Here is a 17504-nt window from a genome sequence, read left to right as displayed (position 1 = left end):
GGAGCGCAGAGACAAGCGGATCAGGGCAAAAACGTGTTTGAGCGAAGCGAGTTGTTTTTGACCCCGCTTGGCTCGAGCACCGCAGGTTGCCCGTAGCGCAGCGGAGGGACCCAGACTGCGGGTCGCCTTTCTTTTGGGTACTTTTCTTTGGCGAAGCAAAGAAAAGTGCCTCGCCCGCCGGGGCGAGTCCCGGCCAGCAAGCCTCAGCAGAGAAAAAAAACAAACCAGCAGGAGAGCAAAGGAGAGAAGAGCGCGCCGTCGGCGCAAGACCCGACTAACGCCCCCGACTCAACCCCACCAAAACACCAATCATCCCCATCACCCCCACCAACCCCAAAATCACCCCTCTGCCTTCCATCACCCCGGCAAACGCCCCCACCAACATCCCCGCCAGCGGCTGCGACAGGTTGTTGAACATCACGATCACACCGGTGGTTTTGCCCAGGTCCTTGGGCGGTATGAGCTTTTGCCGCAAGCTGCGGATGTAGACGTTGAACATCTTGTCAAAGCCGATCACCAGCAAAAACCCGGCTGTGTAGAGCCAGAAGTTGCCGGCCAGTCCTGTGAGCAGCCCGCCGGCCAGCATCACGGTGTACGACACCAGGCCCAGGGTGCGCAGCGAAAACACGGTGCGGGCGATGACCAGCAGGATGATGACCGTCGCCACCGCGCCGGCGGTCTGCAAAATGGCGTAGTCGCCGGCGGAGCGTTGCAGCAGGCCTGTCACCATGGCGGCCGACGTGGCCAGCGTGACGCCTATCACCAGGTTGACGCCTGCCGCCAGCGCAATCACCTGCTTCAAGCCCGGCAGGTGCAGCACCTGCGACAAGGCGGTGCGTATGGGGGCGGTCCAGTGGCCGGGCGCCGGTTCGGGCGCTGCGAGCGTGACGGCGCTTTGACGATGCCACCAAGTCACGGCGCCGTCGGCAACAAGGAAAAACACCGCTGTCGCGCCGACCACCATAGGCCAAGGCATCCAGCGCAGCAGCAGCGAGGCCAGCAAGGGGCCCAGCACCATGCCGAGCTGGTCGGCGAGCTGCGCGTGGGCCAGCACTTTTTCAAAGCGGTGCTGGCGAAAAATCTGCGGCAGCATGACCTCGCGGGCCATCAGGCCCTGGGTGGTCAGCACGCCGCAGACGGCCGACAGCGCGATCAGCCAGCCGACGCCGCCGGCCCACTGGAAGGCAATCACGCCGGCAATGCACACCAGCGCGCGGTAGAGCTGGCTGATGCGCAGCAGCTTGAGCGGCGAGACGCGGTCGCACAGCATGCCGCAGACCGGGAAGGCCAAAAAGCGCGGAAGGGTTTCGAGGGTGAAGGCAATGCCTGACCAGGCAACGCTGCCGGTGGTTTCAAACACCACCAGGGGCACCAGGAAAAGCAGGATCTGGTCGGCCAGCCGGGAGAAAAACAAGGAGGCGTAAAAAAACAGCCCGCTGGCGTCACGCTTGTCGTTCACCCCTGCCCTCGCTTGTGGCCCGCATGCCTTGTGCAGCGGGCGGTTGTTGTCTGGAAAATGGCGGCCCAGCGCGCCGCCGGGCGCCGGTTGTCAGTTCTGGTCGGCGGCGTCTTCAGCGGGCCAATCGCGGATGTAGGCCTTGAGCATCTTGTTTTCGAAGTTCTGGCTGTCGACCACGGCCTTGGCAACGTCATAAAGGCTGATGACGCCCATCAGGACTTTCTGGTTCATGACGGGCATGTAGCGCGCGTGGCGCTCCAGCATCATGCGGCGGACTTCGTCGAGTTCGGTTTCGGAGGTGCAGGTCAGCGGATGGTCGTCCATGGCGGTGCGCACCAGGGTACTGCCGATGACGCCGCCGTTTTTGACGATGCAGACGATGACCTCGCGGAAGGTCAGCATGCCGACCAGGTCGCCGTGCTCCATCACGACCAGCGAGCCGATGTCCTTGTCGGCCATGACCTGGGCCGCCTTGGCCAGGGGTTCATCAGGCTGGACGGTGTAAAGCGTGTTGCCTTTAACGCGCAGTATGTCTAGAACCTTCATGGCGATCTCCTCGGTTGTGCTGCCAACATGCTCATTGTCCCACCGCCGCGCGGTATGAGGGGGAATTCAGTTTAAATATAGCCCACAATCAAACGGCCGGCTGCAAGAATCTGTACAGGGTTCTGGCGATTGCCCCGCCTGCCACTTTTTTCTGACTGGAGACAAACCCATGCCCGGTTATTCCGATCCCGGTTTCGACACCCTGGCGCTGCATGCGGGCGCTGCGCCCGACCCGACCACCGGCGCGCGCGCCGTACCCATTCACCTCACCACCTCCTTCGTCTTCGAGTCCAGCGATCACGCGGCCAGCCTGTTCAACCTGGAGCGCGCGGGCCACGTTTATTCGCGCATCAGCAACCCGACCAACGCGGTGCTGGAGCAGCGCGTGTCGGCGCTGGAAGGCGGCATAGGCGCGATCGCCACCGCCAGCGGCCAGGCCGCGCTGCACCTGTCCATCGCCACGCTGATGGGGGCCGGCTCGCACATCGTGGCTTCGACGGCGCTCTACGGCGGCAGCCAGAACCTGCTGCACTACACGATGCGGCGTTTCGGGATTGACACGACTTTCGTCAAACCCGGCGACATCGACGGCTGGCGCGCGGCCGTGCGGCCCAACACCAAGCTGTTTTTCGGCGAAACCGTGGGCAACCCCGGGCTGGACGTGCTGGACATCCCGGCGGTGTCGGCCATCGCCCATGAGGCGGGCGTGCCGCTGCTGGTGGACTCCACGCTGACGTCGCCCTGGCTGGTCAAGCCGTTTGAACACGGCGCCGACCTGGTCTACCACTCGGCCACCAAGTTCTTGAGCGGGCACGGCACCGTCATTGGCGGCATCGTGGTGGACGGCGGCAGCTTCGACTGGGAAAAGTCCGGCAAATTCGCCGAGCTGACCGAAGCCTACGACGGCTTTCACAACATGGTGTTCAGCGAGGAAAGCACGGTGGGTGCCTTTTTGCTGCGCGCGCGGCGCGAAGGCCTGCGCGACTTCGGCGCCTGCATGAGCCCGCACACGGCCTGGCTGATTTTGCAGGGCATAGAAACCCTGCCGCTGCGCATGGCGCGGCACATGGGCAATACCGAAAAGGTGGTGCAGTTCCTGGCCAGCCACCCCCTGGTGTCGCGTGTGGGCCATCCCCTGCTCGAATCCCATACCAGCCATGCGCTGGCCAAAAAGCTGCTGCCGCGCGGCGCGGGTTCGGTGTTCAGCTTCGACATCAAGGGCAACCGTGCCCAGGGCAAGGCTTTTATCGAGGCGCTGAAGGTTTTCAGCCACCTGGCCAATGTCGGCGACTGCCGCAGCCTGGTGATACATCCGGCCAGCACCACCCACTTCCGTATGACGGACGAGGCGCTGGCGGCCGGCGGCATCACGCAGGGCACGATACGCCTGTCGATAGGCCTGGAAGACCCGGACGACCTGATCGACGACCTCAGGCGCGCTCTCAAGGCTGCAGAAAAAGCGGGGGCCTGAAACATGTACCTCGACGTCAACGGCCATAAAACCTATTGCTATACCGGCGGCAAGCCTTTTGATGCCGCCAAACCCACGGCGGTATTCATTCACGGCGTGCTGAACGACCACAGCGTGTGGATTTTGCAGACGCGCTACCTGGCAAACCACGGCTGGAACGTGCTGGCGGTCGACCTGCCCGGGCACTGCAAAAGCGAAGGCGACGCCCCTGCTTCCGTCGAAGAGGCGGCGGAGTTTGTCGCCGCGCTGCTCGATGCCGCGGGGGTGAAGCGCGCCGCCCTGATCGGCCACAGCTGGGGCTCGCTGATCGCTCTGGAAGCAGCCTCCCGGCTGAAAGACCGTGTGAGCCATCTGGTGCTGGTGGGCACGGCCTTCCCGATGAAGGTGTCGCAGGCCTTGCTCGACGCGGCGCTCAATGAGCCGATGAAGGCGCTGGCGATGGTGAACGTGTTCTCACGCAGCACGCTGGCGCCGCCGCTGGGCGCCGGCAGCTGGGTGCATGGCGCCAGCATGGCCCTGGGCCGGCGCGTGCTGGCCAGCAATACCCAGGTCAATGTGTTCCACCGCGGCTTCAAGGCCTGCGACAGCTATGCCAACGGCGAGGCGGCCATGGCCGGGGTCAGTTGCCCCGTGCTGTTCGTGCTCGGAGCACAGGACCAGATGACGACGCCGAAGGCCGCGCAATCTCTGGTTGGCAAGGCCAGGGACAGCGGCAAGAAGGTCAGCGTCGCCAGCCTGCCGGTGGGCCACCACCAGATGAGCGAGACGCCCGAGGCCACGCTGTTCGCGATCCGGGATTTCCTCCAGACCCCTTCGGCCTGACGCAGCGGATGGCAAGCTCCCTCCTCATTCCCACGCTCGCGCAGGCGGTGGAGCACGTGCTTGCCACGGTGGAGGGCGACATCGTGCTCGGGCTGCCGCTGGGCATAGGCAAGCCCAACCCCTTTGTGAATCTGCTTTACCGCCGCGTCAAGGCCATGGGCGGCGATGCGAAGCCGCGGCGGCTGAAGATCATCACGGCACTCTCGCTGGAAAGGCCCGAGGGCAAAAGCGAACTGGAGCAGCATTTCCTGGCGCCGCTGGTGGAGCGCGTTTTCAAGGACTACCCGGACCTCGACTACGTCAAGGACCTTCGCGCCGGCGTGCTACCGCCGCACATCGAGGTCAGCGAGTTCTTCTTCAAGACCGGCGACTACCTGGGCAATGAGCGCGCGCAGCAGGCCTACATCTCGACCAACTACACCTTTGTGGCGCGCGACATGGGTGTGCTCGGCGTGAATGTGATCGCGCAGGCGGTGGCGGCGCGCGAAACGGCTGATGGCGCCATCGAGCTTTCACTGTCGAGCAACCCGGACGTGACCTTTGAACTGGCTGAGCGCCAGGCCGCAAACGGCCGGCCGCTGTTCAAGGTCGGGGTGGTCAACCGCGAACTGCCCTTTATGCCCGGGCAGGCTATCGCACCCTCCGGATTTTTTGACGTGGTGGTGACGGACGCCGCCGCTACACACACGCTGTTCGCGCCGCCCAATGGCAAGGTCAGCTCCGCCGACTACGCCATAGGCCTGCATGCGGCCAGCCTGGTGGCCGATGGCGGCACCTTGCAGATCGGCATTGGCGCGCTGGGCGATGCCATCGCGCAGGCCCTGCTGGTGCGCGAGCGCGCCAACACGGATTACCGCAGCATCATGGCGACCCTCTGTCCCGCTGGCCCGGACGGCCTCGATGGCCTCGATGGCCTGAAGGGCCGCGAGCTTGGCGGCTTTGCGCAAGGCCTTTACGGCTGCTCGGAAATGTTCGTCAACGGCTTTCTGCAACTTTTGCAGGCCGGCATCCTTAGCCGCGAGGTGTTTGATGATGAAGCCGTCCAGCGGCTGGTCAACGAAGGGCGGATACCCGGCCTGGCGGTGAGCCCGGATACGCTGGCCGTGCTGCTGGAGGCGGGACGCATATCGCCGGTGCTGACCCGCGAAGACCTGGCATTCCTGCGGAAGCTGGGCGTACTCACAGCCGAAGTCGCCCTCAAGGCCGACGGCGACCTTGAGATCCAGGGCCGGCGCATCAGCAACCGGATTGATGAGCCCGAGGTGCGCGCGGCGCTGCACGACGCGGGCGGCCTGGGCCAACGCCTGGCCGGCGGTGTGGTGCTGCATGGTGGCTTCTTCCTGGGCCCCACTGATTTTTACGAAGGGCTGCGCCGCATGCCGCCCGAGGTGCTGGCCAGGATCGACATGACGCGGATTGATTTCATCAACCAGCTCCATGGCCGCAGCGCGCTCAAGCAGGCGCAGCGCCGCCAGGGCCGCTTCATGAACACGGCCATGATGGTCACCCTGCTGGGCGCGGCGGTGTCCGACGGGCTGGAGTCGGGCCAGGTGGTTTCCGGCGTGGGCGGGCAGTACAACTTCGTGGCCATGGCCCATGCCCTGCCCGACGCGCGCTCCATCCTGATGCTGCGCGCCAGCTACGAGCACAAAGACGGCCTGCGCAGCACCCTGGTCTGGAACTACGGCCACACCACCATCCCGCGCCACCTGCGCGACGTGGTGATCACCGAATACGGTGTGGCCGACCTGCGGGCCCAGCCCGACGGCGAGGTGATCAAGCGCCTGATCGCGATTGCCGACTCACGCTTCCAGGACGATCTGGCGGCACAGGCCAAGGCCGCCGGCAAGCTTGACGCCGCCTATGAAGTGCCCGGGCGGTATCGCCAGAACCTGCCCGAGGTGCTGCATGCCGGCCTGCAGCCCTGGCGGCAATCGGGCCTGCTGCCGGACTTCCCTTTCGGCACCGACCTCACCGCAGGCGAGATCGAGATGGTGACCGCACTGCGGAAAATGCAGCACGCCACACAGCATCCGGTAGAGCTGGTCGCCATGGTGCTCAAAAGCCTGGCCTCCAGCCGCGAGGCGCCGCCGGCCTACCTGGAGCGCCTGGGCCTGGACGACGCCACCAGTTTCAAGAAGATGTTTTTGCGCAAGCTGTTTGCCGGGAACCTGTGAGAGAAAGCGCCGTGACCACCACGCCGCCTGTCACCGCCACACCGCCCATGAGCGATGCCCGCGCGCGGGAAATTGCAGCAACCCTGGACCTGCGCGCCCTGCCCCCGGACTTTTATGCCAACCCCTACCCGGTGTACACCGCGCTGCGCGAGGCCGAGCCGGTAAGGCGCATGCCCGACGGCTCCTTTTTCCTGACACGCCACGCCGACCTGGTGGCCGTCTACCGCGACGCGCAGGTTTTCAGCTCCGACAAAAAGGTGGAGTTCGAGCCCAAATACGGAGCGGCCTCCGCGCTGTTCGAGCACCACACCACCAGCCTGGTGTTCAACGACCCGCCCTTGCACACGCGCGTGCGCAAGCTCATCATGGGCGCGCTGACCCGCCGCGCCATCGCCGGCATGGAGCCCGGCCTGGTGACGCTGGTCGACGGCTTGCTGAACGCGATCGAGGAAAGCGGCGGCGGCGACCTGGTGGAGGACTTCGCCTCGGCCATCCCGGTCGAGATCATCGGCAACCTGCTGGGCGTGCCGCATGCGGACCGCGCGCCGTTGCGCGGCTGGTCGCTCGCGATACTGGGCGCGCTGGAACCCAAATTGACGCCGGAGCAGGAGGCCCTGGGCAACCAGAGCGTGCGCGAGTTCACGGCTTACCTTCAAGACCTGGTGGCCGAACGGCGGCGGCACCCCGGCGACCCGGAGCACGATGTGCTCACGCGGCTGATTGGCGGCGAAGCCGGCACGGGCAGGCTCAACGAAACCGAGCTGCTGCAGAACTGCGTGTTCATCCTCAATGCCGGGCATGAAACCACCACCAACCTGATCGGCAATGCGCTGGTGGCGCTGCAGGAGCACCCAACGGCGCTGGCCGGCCTGCTCACCGGCATGCAGGTGGTGGCGCATGACGCGCAGCGGCTTGAAGCGCTGTTGACGCCGGCCGTTGATGAGTTCCTGCGCTTTGAGTCGTCCAACCAGTTCAGCAACCGGCGCGCGCTGGCCGATGCGAACATAGGCGGTGTGGACCTGCCCGCGGGCAGCCTGTTGACCTTATGCATAGGCGCTGCCAACCGGGACCCTGCCCAGTTTGCGCGGCCCGACGCGCTGGACCTGGCGCGCCAGGACAACCGGCACCTGGCCTTTGGCTTCGGCATCCACCAGTGCGCGGGGCTCAGCCTGGCGCGGTTGGAGGGCCGTATCGCCATCGGCCGTTTTCTGGCGCGCTTTCCAGGCTACCGTCTGGCGGCCCGCCCCACGCGTGGCGGCCGTGCGCGCTTTCGGGGGTTCCTGAAAGCGCCGTTTGCCATCACCTAGTTGGCGTTTATCCAGTGCTGGGGAGCCGCCGCCAGGCCCTGCAGCAAGGCCTGGGTCGAAGGCGAATGGGGCGTGGCAGGCTGGCCCGGCTGCGCCAACGAATCGAGCAGGCGCGACAGGGTTTGCGCCTGCGGCATCAGCGGGCCCAGAAAGCGCATGCCGCCACCATCGGCGACCAGCAGCGTGGGAAAGGTTTCCACCTCGATGTCACCGACCAGTTCGGCTTCATCCTCAATGTCCAGCCAGGCAAAACGGCTGCCCGGATAACGCGCTGCCATCTGCGCAAAAACTTCGGCGTAGTCGCGGCACAGGCCGCACCAGTCGGCGCAAAGGCAAATGACCCAGTTGACCGAAGAATCCGGCGGGCTGGGGGATGCCGTTGCCGGCGTTGTAGTGAGGTGCATGCGGGGCTTGGGAGGCGGGTTGACTATTATGGCCAGCGCCGCAAAATGGCGAACGGCACGGGGATATCACGACACAGGAGACACACCACCATGAATGCCACGCCCAGCGACGCCGTGCAAGGCGGCCAGCCCACGACCCCCGTCAGTCCACCTGTCGACCCGCGCAGCTTCGACTCCTTCGCGAGCTTTTATCCGTTTTACCTGGGCGAGCACCGCAACCCCACCTGCCGCCGCCTGCATTTTGTGGGCTCCAGCCTGACTTTGCTGTGCCTGGCGGCGCTGGTTGTGACGCGCAACCCCTGGTGGCTGCTGGCCGGCCTTTTGTGCGGGTATGGCTTCGCCTGGATAGGCCACTTCGGGTTTGAGAAAAACAAACCCGCATCCTTCAAGCGGCCGCTTTACAGCTTTATGGGCGACTGGGTGATGTACCGCGACATGTGGGTGCAGGCTTTCAAGCGCCTCGGGGGCGCTTGAAAGCCTGAGCTTGCAGCCGCAAGTCGGTGCGGCAGTCCCCGCCGATAGGGCCTAGTGAGGGCCTTGAGGCTGGAATACGCTGGCCTTGAGCGCCTTCAGGCAGGCCGAGCCGGCGTGCAACGCGGCTTCATGCGTGGGATAGGGATGGTCGGACCCTTCGATGCGGATATCGGCGCTGCGCTCGTCGGCCGACAACTGGGTGACCACCCAGTAAAAGAGGCCCACCGAGGGTTCCTTGACACGGACCGCGAGCGGCCCGGGCGGGAGGGGAAGCGTGGGAGGCATGGCGCTCATAAAGTCCTCCCCAGCTCATTGCTCACGTCCTTTGCCGCGGGGCCGACCTCGGCCACCGCCACGCGCAACTCGAGTTCACTGCAGGCCAGTGTGGTGACCCAGTAGTTCAAAGAGGCTTCCTGGGTGATGTCGATGGGCTCGTTTTTCAGGGGCGCATCAGCGATCGAATAAGCAGGTGGTGTCACGGTTTTCTCCGGCTGGGGTTGAGGGATGCGGAGAATCTTGCCTCGAGCCGCGTCCGCGCCTTGTAAGAATCCGACCCGCCGTTTTGAAGTCACGGCCGAACAAAAGCAACAAAACGTGGCCCAGGTGACGCAGGCTTAACAACCTTGACAAAAGGTTGACGCTTTTAAAACCTGAGCTTATGAGCTTCTGCCTGGACCAGGGGACACAGGCCCAAGCCTGTTTTGCACCACGTTACGCGTCGCCGCCGGGCTCGCCTTCCACGCGGATGCCGAGCTGCTTGATCTTCACGCGCTGCTCTACGGCATAGCTCCACTGCTCGAAGTCTTCGTTGGTGGGTGCGGGGCCGTTGCCGGTCTGGTAGGCCCACATCTTGGCGGTCAGCTCGTCATAAATCTGCTTGGCATCGCGCTGCGCCTGCCGCTCCTGGGCGATGGCGCCGTCAAGCTTTTCCCGGGCGTTGGTTTTTTCTGGCATCTTCTTGTGCATTGAAAAACAGGGGCTTGATTTTGTTACGGCGCCTTGTCGCGCACAAGAATTCCCATGGCGGTTTATCGGTTTTTTTCGGGGCGAACCGGCGCTTTACAGCGCGTCACGCAGCCGCAGCTCGGGCCAGCGGGCTTTTCCCCACAGGCCCTGCACCGCTTCGGCCTTGTCGAGCAGCAGCCCTTGCATCAGCGGCTCCAGGGGCGTGGCGTCGGGGTCGGCCAGCAACAGGAAGCGGGCCTTGTCCTCGCTTTCCGGCTCGCTCAGCTGGCCCACCCAGTCGAGTGCCACCAGGGTTTCCAGCACCGGCTCCAGCTGCAGGCCGTCGACCTGGAGCAACTCGGCGAGTTGCGAAGCGCTCAAGCCTCGGCGCGGTGTGGAAAGCGCCTTGTGCAACTGCTGCAGCACTTCGATGGCCAGCTGGAAGTACCAGCCGTGCGCGCTGCCGCGGCGCGCCACGCCGGCCAGCAGGCTGGGCAGGTAGGCCGCAATCACCGCGCCCATCAGCACGATGACCCAGGAGACGTAAATCCACACCAGCAGGATCGGCAGGGTTGCGAAGGCTCCGTAGACCAGCGAATAGGTGGGTACCGCGCCCAGGTACAGGCTCAGCGCGCGCTTGGCCACTTCGATGCCGGCGGCGACAAACAAGCCCCCGACCCAGGCGTGCGACCATTTCACAAACGTGTTGGGCACATAGCGGTACATCGCCGCCATGCCGCCGGCCACCAGGAAAAACTGCAGGACGCTGAGCAGGAAACGCAGGCTGACCGGCAAAGCGCCCACCAGGCCGCCCGAGGCCGACAGCACATAGGAGGTGACCGCCAGGCTGGCCGCCAGCAGGAGTGGGCCCAGCGTGATGGCTGCCCAGTAGATCAGCACGCGCTGGGCGAGCGAGCGCGCTTTCTTGACGCGCCAGATACCGTTCAAAGTGCGGTCTATGGTGAGGATCAGCGCGATGGCCGTGACCAGCAGCACGGCCAGGCCGGCAATGCCCAGCTTGTTGGCCTGGCGGCTGAACTGGGTGAGGTAGCCCAGCACCTGCCGGGCGATGTTGTCGGGGATCAAGCTCTGGATAAGCCAGGCCTGCAGCGCGCCCTGCAGCTTCGAAAACATCGGGAAGGCCGTGAAAATCGCCAGCGCCACAGTGAAAAAAGGTACGAGCGCGATCGAGGTGGTGAAGGTCAGGCTGCTGGCCGTCAGGCCCATGTGGTCTTCGCGGAAACGGTCGCGCAGGGTCAGGGCCGTGCCGCGCCACGGGAAGCGCGACAGGTTGGCCAGGAGCTCCTGCAAGTGTTGCTGAAATTTCATCCCCGGTATCATGCCACTGCCGCCCTTACAAATATGAACAAGACAACACAAATCGACCTCACTCGCCGCCTGGCGCTGGCCAGCCTGCTGGGCCTTATCGTGCTGGGCCTGGCCTGGGAAATGTGGCTGGCGCCCATACGGCCGGGCGGCTCGCTGCTGGCGCTCAAAGTGCTGCCGCTGTGCATTCCCCTGGCCGGCGTGCTGAAAAACCGCATGTACACCTACCGCTGGCTCAGCCTGCTGGTATGGCTGTATTTCACCGAAGGCGTGGTGCGCGCCTGGAGCGACCGCGCGCCCGGCAACTACCTGGCCCTCATCGAAGTGCTGTTGTGCCTCACGCTGTTCGCGGCCTGCGCGCTGCACGTGCGCGTGCGTTTGAAGACCACCCCAACCCCATCAACCCCTTAACCTGAGCCGAACATCGTGAGCACGCACCCGCAACTGATTGAATCCCTGCGCCAGATCGTCGGCGCCACCAACGTCCTGACCGACGGCGACCTGACGCCCTGGGTGCAGGACTGGCGCAAGCGCGAAACCGGCAAAGCCCTGGCCGTGGTTCGCCCAGGCTCCACGCCCGAAGTCGCGGCCGTGGTGAAGGCCTGCGCCGCAGCACGCGTGAGCATCGTGCCGCAAGGCGGCAACACCGGCATGGTGGTGGGGTCCACACCGGACGCCAGCGGCACACAGGTCGTGCTGAGCCTCACGCGCATGAACAAGGTGCGCACGCTGGACGCCGGCAACCTGACCATTACCGTTGACGCCGGCTGCGTGCTGCAGAACCTGCAGGAAGCCTGCGAAAAAGCCGGTTTCCTGTTTCCCCTGAGCCTGGCCTCGGAGGGCAGTTGCACCATAGGCGGCAACCTCGGAACCAACGCCGGCGGCACCCAGGTCGTGCGCTACGGCAACACCCGCGACCTCTGCCTGGGGCTGGAAGTCGTGAACGCGCAGGGTGAAATCTGGGATGGCCTCACGGGCCTGCGCAAGGACAACACCGGCTACGACCTGCGCCACCTGTTCATAGGCAGCGAAGGCACGCTGGGCGTGATCACCGGCGCGACCATGAAGCTGTACCCCATGCCTAAATCCCAGCTCACCGCCTTTGCCGCCGTGCCTTCGCTGGAGGCCGCCGTGCAGTTGCTGGGCCTGGCGCATGAACACCTGGGCTCGGGCCTGACCGGTTTCGAGGTCATGGGCCAGTTCGCGCTGGGCCTGGTGGCCAAGCATTTCCCGCAGCAGCGAGTGCCGTTCTGGCAGGAGCACGCCTGGTGCGTGGTGCTGGAGAACTCGGACAACGAATCGGAAGCCCATGCGCGGGAATGTTTTGAACGCCTGCTCGAGGCCGCCATGGAGGCCGGCTGCGTGGCCGATGCCGTGGTCGCCGAGAGCATGGCGCAGGCCCACGCGCTGTGGCACATCCGTGAAAGCATCCCGATGGCGCAGGCCGAAGAGGGCCTGAACATCAAGCACGACATCTCCATCAATGTGTCGCGCATCCCGGAATTCGTGGCTGAAACCAATGCACTGCTGCTCGAGCGCTTCCCCGGTGCGCGCATGGTCGTCTACGGCCACCTGGGCGACGGCAACCTGCACTACAACGTACAGGCGCCCGAGAACGAAGACCAGGCGCGTTTCCTCAACGAGAAAGAGGTTCCCATGAATGCCCTGGTCTACGAAGCGGTGGACCGCTACAGGGGGTCGATCTCGGCCGAACACGGCGTCGGCAGCCTCAAGGTCGACACCCTGCCCAAGCACAAATCGCCCGTGGCGCTGGACATGATGCGCGCCATCAAACAGGGCCTGGACCCGCTGAACCTGATGAACCCGGGCCGGGTGCTGAAGGCATAATTAAAGGCCTTGCCCGGCGGCCTTCCCGCCGGCCGCGGCATATCCCTCGACTCAAGCCCACTGGTTTCCAATGACCCGCCCTATCCGCTCCCAATATGAAGATTTCATGCGCCATGTGGACACGCACGGCGTCTTCAAGGCCGACCGCACCGGCACCGGCACCAAAAGCGTGTTCGGCCACCAGATGCGCTTTGACCTGAACGAGGGCTTTCCGCTGGTGACCACCAAGAAGGTGCACCTGAAATCCATCGTCCATGAGCTGCTGTGGTTTTTGCAGGGCTCCAGCGACAACAACTGGCTCAAGGAACGCGGCGTCACCATCTGGGACGAATGGGCCCGGCCCGACGGCGACCTCGGCCCGGTCTACGGCGTGCAGTGGCGCAGCTGGCCCACGCCCGACGGCGGCCACATCGACCAGATCAGCGACGTCATCAAGACGCTCAAAACCAACCCCGATTCGCGCCGCATCATCGTGAGCGCCTGGAACGTGGCCGACCTCTCGAAGATGGCGCTCATGCCCTGCCATGCGTTCTTCCAGTTCTACGTGGCACCATCGGAAGTGCAGGGCCAACCCGGCAAGCTCAGCTGCCAGCTCTACCAGCGCAGCGCCGACATCTTTCTGGGCGTGCCTTTCAACATCGCGAGCTACGCCCTGCTGACCCACATGGTGGCGCAGCAGTGCGACCTGGGCGTGGGCGACTTCATCTGGACCGGCGGCGACTGCCACATCTACAGCAACCACCACGAGCAGGTCGCGCTGCAACTGAGCCGCCAGCCCTTCCCCTACCCCACGCTGCAGATCAAGCGCAAGCCCGAATCGATCTTTGACTACCAGTTTGAGGATTTTGAGTTCCTGGATTACCAGCACCACGAGGCGATCAAAGCTCCCGTGGCTGTTTAATCCGGGATGCAAACATGACACGCATTCACATGATCTTTGCCCGCGCCGCCAACGGCGTGATAGGCCGCGACAACACCATCCCCTGGCGCCTGCCGGAAGACATGGCGCGCCTCAAGCGCCTGACCACCGGCTGGCCGGTCATCATGGGCCGCAAGACCTGGGATTCGCTGCCGCCCAAGTTCCGCCCCCTGCCGGGCCGCGCCAACATCGTCATCACACGCCAGGCCGGCTGGAAGGAGGCCGGCGCCGAAACCGCGGCAAGCCTGCCCGACGCGCTGGCGCTGTGCGCGGCATCCGAAGAGGTATGGATCCTGGGTGGCGCGCAAATTTACGCACAGGCGATGCCGCTGGCGGACCGCATCGAAGTCACAGAGATTGCGGAAAATATCGAGGGCGACGCCTTCGCGCCTACGCTGGGCCCCGAATGGCGGCAGACGGCGCGCGAAAACCATGTGTCGGCCACGGGGATGAAGTTCAGCTTCATCACCTACGAAAAATAGACCATCCACAACCCACAACAACACACGAGAGGGAATTGATATGTCAGGAGGCGGATTTCACGTACACGGGCCCCACGACCATGAGCTCGAGCATGCGGCCCAGGGCGGCCACGGCGGCCATGAAAGCGGTGGCGGCATGATCGCGCAAATCGCGGTGATCACGGCCATCATCGCGACCATAGGCGCCATCTTTGCCTATATGGGTGGCGCCACGCAGGCCAATGCCGGCCTGTACAAGAACAACGCGGCCATCAAGAAGACGGAAGCCTCCAACCAGTGGAATTACTTCCAGGCTAAAAGCACCAAGCAGTCGCTGGCCGAGCTGGCCCGCGACCTGGCACCCGAAGACAAAAAAGCCGGCTACCAGGGCAAGGTGGATCGCTATGAAAAAGAAAAAAACGAGATCAAGGTCATCGCCGAGAAGCTCGAAGCAGAGTCCGTGGTCTGGGACCAATCCTCGGACGCACAGATCCACCAGCACCACCGCTGGGCCCAGGCCACCACCGTGCTGCAAGTGGCGATTGCCCTGGCGGCCATCGCGCTGCTGACGCGCAAGAAGTGGCTGGAATACGGCATGTTCGCCGTGGCAGGCGTGGGCCTGGTGATTGGCGCGCTGGCCGTGCTGCACATCTGAGCCTTGATCCTCCCTTCCGGTCCTGGAGCATGACCCCATGAAAATTGCCACCTGGAACGTCAATTCCCTGACCGCTCGCCTGCAGCACGTGCTGGACTGGCTGGCCGCCAACCCTGTGGACGTGCTGTGCCTGCAGGAACTCAAGATGACGGACGACAAGTTCCCGCTGGAGGCACTCAAGGCTGCGGGCTATGAAGCCGCCGCATTTGGCCAGAAAACCTATAACGGCGTGGCCATCCTGTCGCGCACGCCGCTGCGCGAGGTGGTGAAGAACATCGTCGGTTTTGAAGACGAGCACTCGCGCGTCATCGCCGCCACGGTGGATGGCCCCACGGGGCCGGTGCGTGTGATGAACGGTTACTTCGTCAACGGCCAGGAGCCCGGCAGCGAAAAGTTCGCCTACAAGATGCGCTGGCTGGATGGCCTGCAGGCCTATGTGCGCGCCGAGATGGCGGCCCATCCGCAACTGATGCTGCTGGGCGACTTCAACATCGCACCGGAAGACCAGGATTCCTTCGACCCGGAAGGACTCAGGGACACCATCCACCACACCAAGGAAGAGCGCGAGCACTTCCGCCAGCTGCTGGCGCTGGGCCTGACCGACAGCTTCCGCATGTTCGAGCAGGCGCCCAAAAGCTATTCATGGTGGGACTACCGCATGCTGGGCTACCAGAAGAACCGGGGCCTGCGCATAGACCACATCCTGGTCAGCGAAGCGCTGAAACCTCAAGTCAAAGGCTGCACCATAGACCGCGTGCCGCGCAAATGGGAAAAGCCCAGCGACCATGCGCCGGTGACGGTAGAAATCGGCTGACCCCCGTCCGGGCTCACTGCGTGTAGCCCGTTCCCCAAAAATTGGCACACCCCTGTCCAGCTCACTGCGTGTAGCTTGTTCCCCCCTCAAGGGGGCGGCGCCTGGGGCCGGCGAAGCCGGACCCTCGGCCCCCGCTGGTGAAATGCCTCCGTCACTAGACACACCCACAGAACTCTTCAACCAAGCAGGGGCCGCGGAACCGGCTTTGCCGGGCCGCAGGCGCAGCGGCCCCCTCGGGGGGCAGCGACCCACACGCAGTGGGGGAGCGTGGGGGCTCTTATTCCAGGTGGAGTTCCTGAATCTTCCGCGTGATGGTGTTGCGGCCAATGCCCAGCTTCTGGGCGGCCTCGATGCGGCGGCCGCGCGTGTTAGCCAAAGCGGTCTGGATCAGCTTGGATTCAAAGCGGCGCGTGAGTACGTCCCACACATCGCTGCGTCCCGTAGCCAACAAGGCCAGTGCCTCGGCTTCAAGGCCGCTTTCCCAGTCCTGCCCCAGACCGGCCATGGCAGGCAAGGCCGTTTCGAGTGACTGTGCCGGCGGGGCCTTGTCGGCGCTGCCCGGCCACTCGGTGCGGACGGTGTCTGTCCTTTCAGTCGTGGCCAGGGACTTTCCCGGCTCGGGGATCATGCCCAGCACTTCCGGGGGAAGGTCTTTGGGCTCTATCACCTGGGCCGGCGCCATGACGGTCAGCCAGTGGCAGATATTCTCGAGCTGGCGCACGTTGCCCGGAAAGCTGAAGTTGCTCAGCTGCTGCAAGGCGGTGTCGGATATCCGCTTGGGTTCAACACCGAGTTGCTTGGCGCTTTGCTGCAGGAAGTGGCGGGTCAGCATGAACACGTCTTCGCGCCGCTCGCGCAACGCGGGCAGGCGCAAGCGGATCACGTTGAGGCGGTGGAACAAGTCCTCTCGAAAACCACCTTCCTTGACGCGCTGCTCCAGGTCCTGGTGGGTGGCGGCGATGACGCGCACATTGGCCTTGACGGCGTTGTGCCCGCCGACGCGGTAGAAATGGCCGTCGCTGAGCACGCGCAGCAGGCGCGTCTGCAGGTCAAAGGGCATGTCGCCGATTTCATCGAGGAAGAGTGTGCCGCCCTCCGCTTGCTCGAAGCGGCCGCGCCGCATGGTCTGCGCGCCGGTGAAGGCGCCGCGCTCATGGCCGAAAAGCTCGCTCTCGAGCAAATCCTTGGGGATGGCCGCGGTGTTGATGGCGACGAAAGGCCCGCTGGCACGCGGCGAATGCTTGTGCAGCGCGCGCGCGACCAGTTCCTTGCCGGAGCCCGACTCGCCGGTGATCATCACCGTCACCATGCTCTGGCTCAAACGCCCGATGGCGCGGAACACGTCCTGCATGGCGGGCGCCTGGCCCAGCATTTCGGGCGCGGCGGCCATGCGCTCCTCGGCCACCTCCTCTCGCTGGCTTTCCTCCACCGCGCGGCGAATGAGCTCAACCGCCTTGGGCAGGTCAAAAGGTTTGGGAAGGTATTCGAAAGCCCCTCCCTGGAAGGCGGAGACCGCGCTGTCCAGGTCGGAAAACGCCGTCATGATGATGACCGGCAGGCCGGGCAGCTTCTCCTTGACCTTTTCCAGCAGGTCCAGGCCCGAACCGCCCGGCATGCGGATGTCGCTCACCAGGACTTGCGGACCGTCTTCTTCAGTCGCACTTTCCAGCGCGGCAAGCACTTCGCGTGGGTTGGTGAAACTGCGCGTGGGAAGGTCCTCGCGAAGCAGGGCCTTTTCCAGAACAAACCGGATGGACTGGTCATCATCAACGATCCAGATCGGTTTCATGTATGCAGTCCCTTTTTTCATGCTTTCAGCGCGTGGCCCTTGTTGGGAACCTCCGCGCCGATCGCGTTATGTATCAATCATGCGGCA

Annotated in this window: 19 protein-coding genes; 11 read left to right on the top strand and 8 right to left on the bottom strand. The window is 64.5% G+C overall.

Translation table 11 applies throughout. From position 1 onward, the window contains the following. Nucleotides 1-274: 274 nt before the first annotated feature. The gene (locus AC1DXS_RS17035) at nucleotides 275-1459 is read right to left on the bottom strand and encodes an MFS transporter (RefSeq protein WP_477738656.1); all 1185 of its coding nucleotides are present in this window, start codon (nucleotides 1457-1459) and stop codon (nucleotides 275-277) included. A 90-nt stretch (nucleotides 1460-1549) separates the two neighbouring features. Next, a complete protein-coding gene (locus tag AC1DXS_RS17030; RefSeq protein ID WP_477738655.1) occupies nucleotides 1550-2005 on the bottom strand; it encodes a CBS domain-containing protein in 456 nt (151 codons plus the stop codon). Between the two features lie 169 nt (nucleotides 2006-2174). Here AC1DXS_RS17030 and AC1DXS_RS17025 point away from each other — a divergent pair, with 169 nt between their 5' ends. The 4 genes from AC1DXS_RS17025 to AC1DXS_RS17010 are packed head-to-tail and all read left to right on the top strand — an operon-like array spanning nucleotide 2175 to nucleotide 7782. Then, nucleotides 2175-3476, top strand: coding sequence for an O-acetylhomoserine aminocarboxypropyltransferase (locus tag AC1DXS_RS17025; RefSeq protein WP_477738654.1), 1302 nt, complete (start codon nucleotides 2175-2177; stop codon nucleotides 3474-3476). A gap of 3 nt (nucleotides 3477-3479) precedes the next feature. Then, entirely contained in the window at nucleotides 3480-4298 is an 819-nt protein-coding gene (locus AC1DXS_RS17020) for an alpha/beta fold hydrolase (RefSeq protein ID WP_477738653.1), read from the top strand. An 8-nt stretch (nucleotides 4299-4306) separates the two neighbouring features. After that, the gene (locus AC1DXS_RS17015; RefSeq protein ID WP_477738652.1) at nucleotides 4307-6475 is read left to right on the top strand and encodes an acetyl-CoA hydrolase/transferase C-terminal domain-containing protein; all 2169 of its coding nucleotides are present in this window, start codon (nucleotides 4307-4309) and stop codon (nucleotides 6473-6475) included. Between the two features lie 47 nt (nucleotides 6476-6522). Beyond that, nucleotides 6523-7782, top strand: coding sequence for a cytochrome P450 (locus tag AC1DXS_RS17010; protein WP_477738660.1), 1260 nt, complete (start codon nucleotides 6523-6525; stop codon nucleotides 7780-7782). Here the strand turns inward: AC1DXS_RS17010 and AC1DXS_RS17005 are convergent. Then, on the bottom strand, nucleotides 7779-8186 hold the full coding sequence (locus AC1DXS_RS17005) for a thioredoxin family protein (RefSeq protein WP_477738651.1): 408 nt from the start codon (nucleotides 8184-8186) through the stop codon (nucleotides 7779-7781). The two genes, AC1DXS_RS17010 and AC1DXS_RS17005, sit on opposite strands and share 4 nt — an antisense overlap. Before the next feature lie 90 nt (nucleotides 8187-8276). Between AC1DXS_RS17005 and AC1DXS_RS17000 the strand changes: the two genes are divergently transcribed. After that, nucleotides 8277-8660 (top strand): Mpo1-like protein, encoded by a 384-nt coding sequence (locus tag AC1DXS_RS17000; protein WP_477738650.1) that lies wholly within the window; start codon nucleotides 8277-8279, stop codon nucleotides 8658-8660. 51 nt (nucleotides 8661-8711) lie between these two features. Here AC1DXS_RS17000 and AC1DXS_RS16995 read toward each other — a convergent pair whose 3' ends face one another. The 4 genes from AC1DXS_RS16995 to AC1DXS_RS16980 all read right to left on the bottom strand — a co-directional run bounded on the left by AC1DXS_RS16995 (nucleotide 8712) and on the right by AC1DXS_RS16980 (nucleotide 10934). After that, complete coding sequence (locus tag AC1DXS_RS16995; protein WP_477738649.1) at nucleotides 8712-8954, bottom strand: hypothetical protein; 243 nt, start codon at nucleotides 8952-8954, stop codon at nucleotides 8712-8714. Beyond that, the gene (locus AC1DXS_RS16990; RefSeq protein WP_477738648.1) at nucleotides 8951-9139 is read right to left on the bottom strand and encodes a DUF3606 domain-containing protein; all 189 of its coding nucleotides are present in this window, start codon (nucleotides 9137-9139) and stop codon (nucleotides 8951-8953) included. The genes AC1DXS_RS16995 and AC1DXS_RS16990 overlap by 4 nt, the downstream gene beginning before the upstream one ends. A 232-nt stretch (nucleotides 9140-9371) precedes the next feature. Beyond that, complete coding sequence (locus tag AC1DXS_RS16985) at nucleotides 9372-9614, bottom strand: hypothetical protein (RefSeq protein ID WP_477738647.1); 243 nt, start codon at nucleotides 9612-9614, stop codon at nucleotides 9372-9374. Between the two features lie 105 nt (nucleotides 9615-9719). Then, nucleotides 9720-10934 carry a YihY family inner membrane protein gene (locus AC1DXS_RS16980; RefSeq protein WP_477738646.1) on the bottom strand — a complete coding sequence of 405 codons (1215 nt, stop codon included), beginning with the start codon at nucleotides 10932-10934 and terminating at the stop codon, nucleotides 9720-9722. 33 nt (nucleotides 10935-10967) lie between these two features. Between AC1DXS_RS16980 and AC1DXS_RS16975 the strand changes: the two genes are divergently transcribed. The 6 genes from AC1DXS_RS16975 (at nucleotide 10968) to xth (ending at nucleotide 15628) form a co-directional block, all read left to right on the top strand. After that, nucleotides 10968-11342: a DUF2069 domain-containing protein gene (locus tag AC1DXS_RS16975; protein WP_477738645.1), complete on the top strand. Its 375-nt coding sequence runs from the start codon at nucleotides 10968-10970 to the stop codon at nucleotides 11340-11342. Between the two features lie 15 nt (nucleotides 11343-11357). Continuing rightward, the gene (locus AC1DXS_RS16970; protein ID WP_477738644.1) at nucleotides 11358-12779 is read left to right on the top strand and encodes an FAD-binding oxidoreductase; all 1422 of its coding nucleotides are present in this window, start codon (nucleotides 11358-11360) and stop codon (nucleotides 12777-12779) included. A gap of 70 nt (nucleotides 12780-12849) precedes the next feature. Beyond that, nucleotides 12850-13680 carry a thymidylate synthase gene (locus AC1DXS_RS16965; RefSeq protein WP_477738643.1) on the top strand — a complete coding sequence of 277 codons (831 nt, stop codon included), beginning with the start codon at nucleotides 12850-12852 and terminating at the stop codon, nucleotides 13678-13680. 14 nt (nucleotides 13681-13694) lie between these two features. Further along, on the top strand, nucleotides 13695-14180 hold the full coding sequence (locus AC1DXS_RS16960) for a dihydrofolate reductase (RefSeq protein ID WP_477738642.1): 486 nt from the start codon (nucleotides 13695-13697) through the stop codon (nucleotides 14178-14180). A gap of 40 nt (nucleotides 14181-14220) precedes the next feature. After that, nucleotides 14221-14814, top strand: a complete 594-nt coding sequence (locus AC1DXS_RS16955) for a DUF4337 domain-containing protein (protein WP_477738641.1) — start codon at nucleotides 14221-14223, stop codon at nucleotides 14812-14814. A gap of 37 nt (nucleotides 14815-14851) precedes the next feature. Then, nucleotides 14852-15628: an exodeoxyribonuclease III gene (gene xth / locus AC1DXS_RS16950; RefSeq protein WP_477738640.1), complete on the top strand. Its 777-nt coding sequence runs from the start codon at nucleotides 14852-14854 to the stop codon at nucleotides 15626-15628. A 277-nt stretch (nucleotides 15629-15905) separates the two neighbouring features. On the opposite strand, the gene ntrC is transcribed toward xth, so the two are convergent. Further along, nucleotides 15906-17417: a nitrogen regulation protein NR(I) gene (gene ntrC / locus AC1DXS_RS16945; RefSeq protein WP_477738639.1), complete on the bottom strand. Its 1512-nt coding sequence runs from the start codon at nucleotides 17415-17417 to the stop codon at nucleotides 15906-15908. Between the last annotated feature and the right edge of the window lie 87 nt (nucleotides 17418-17504).

This window comes from Polaromonas sp. P3_B1 (assembly GCF_056402935.1).
The sequence above is the reverse complement of the archived record's forward strand: the minus strand, read 5'-3'. Positions and strand labels throughout refer to the sequence as shown.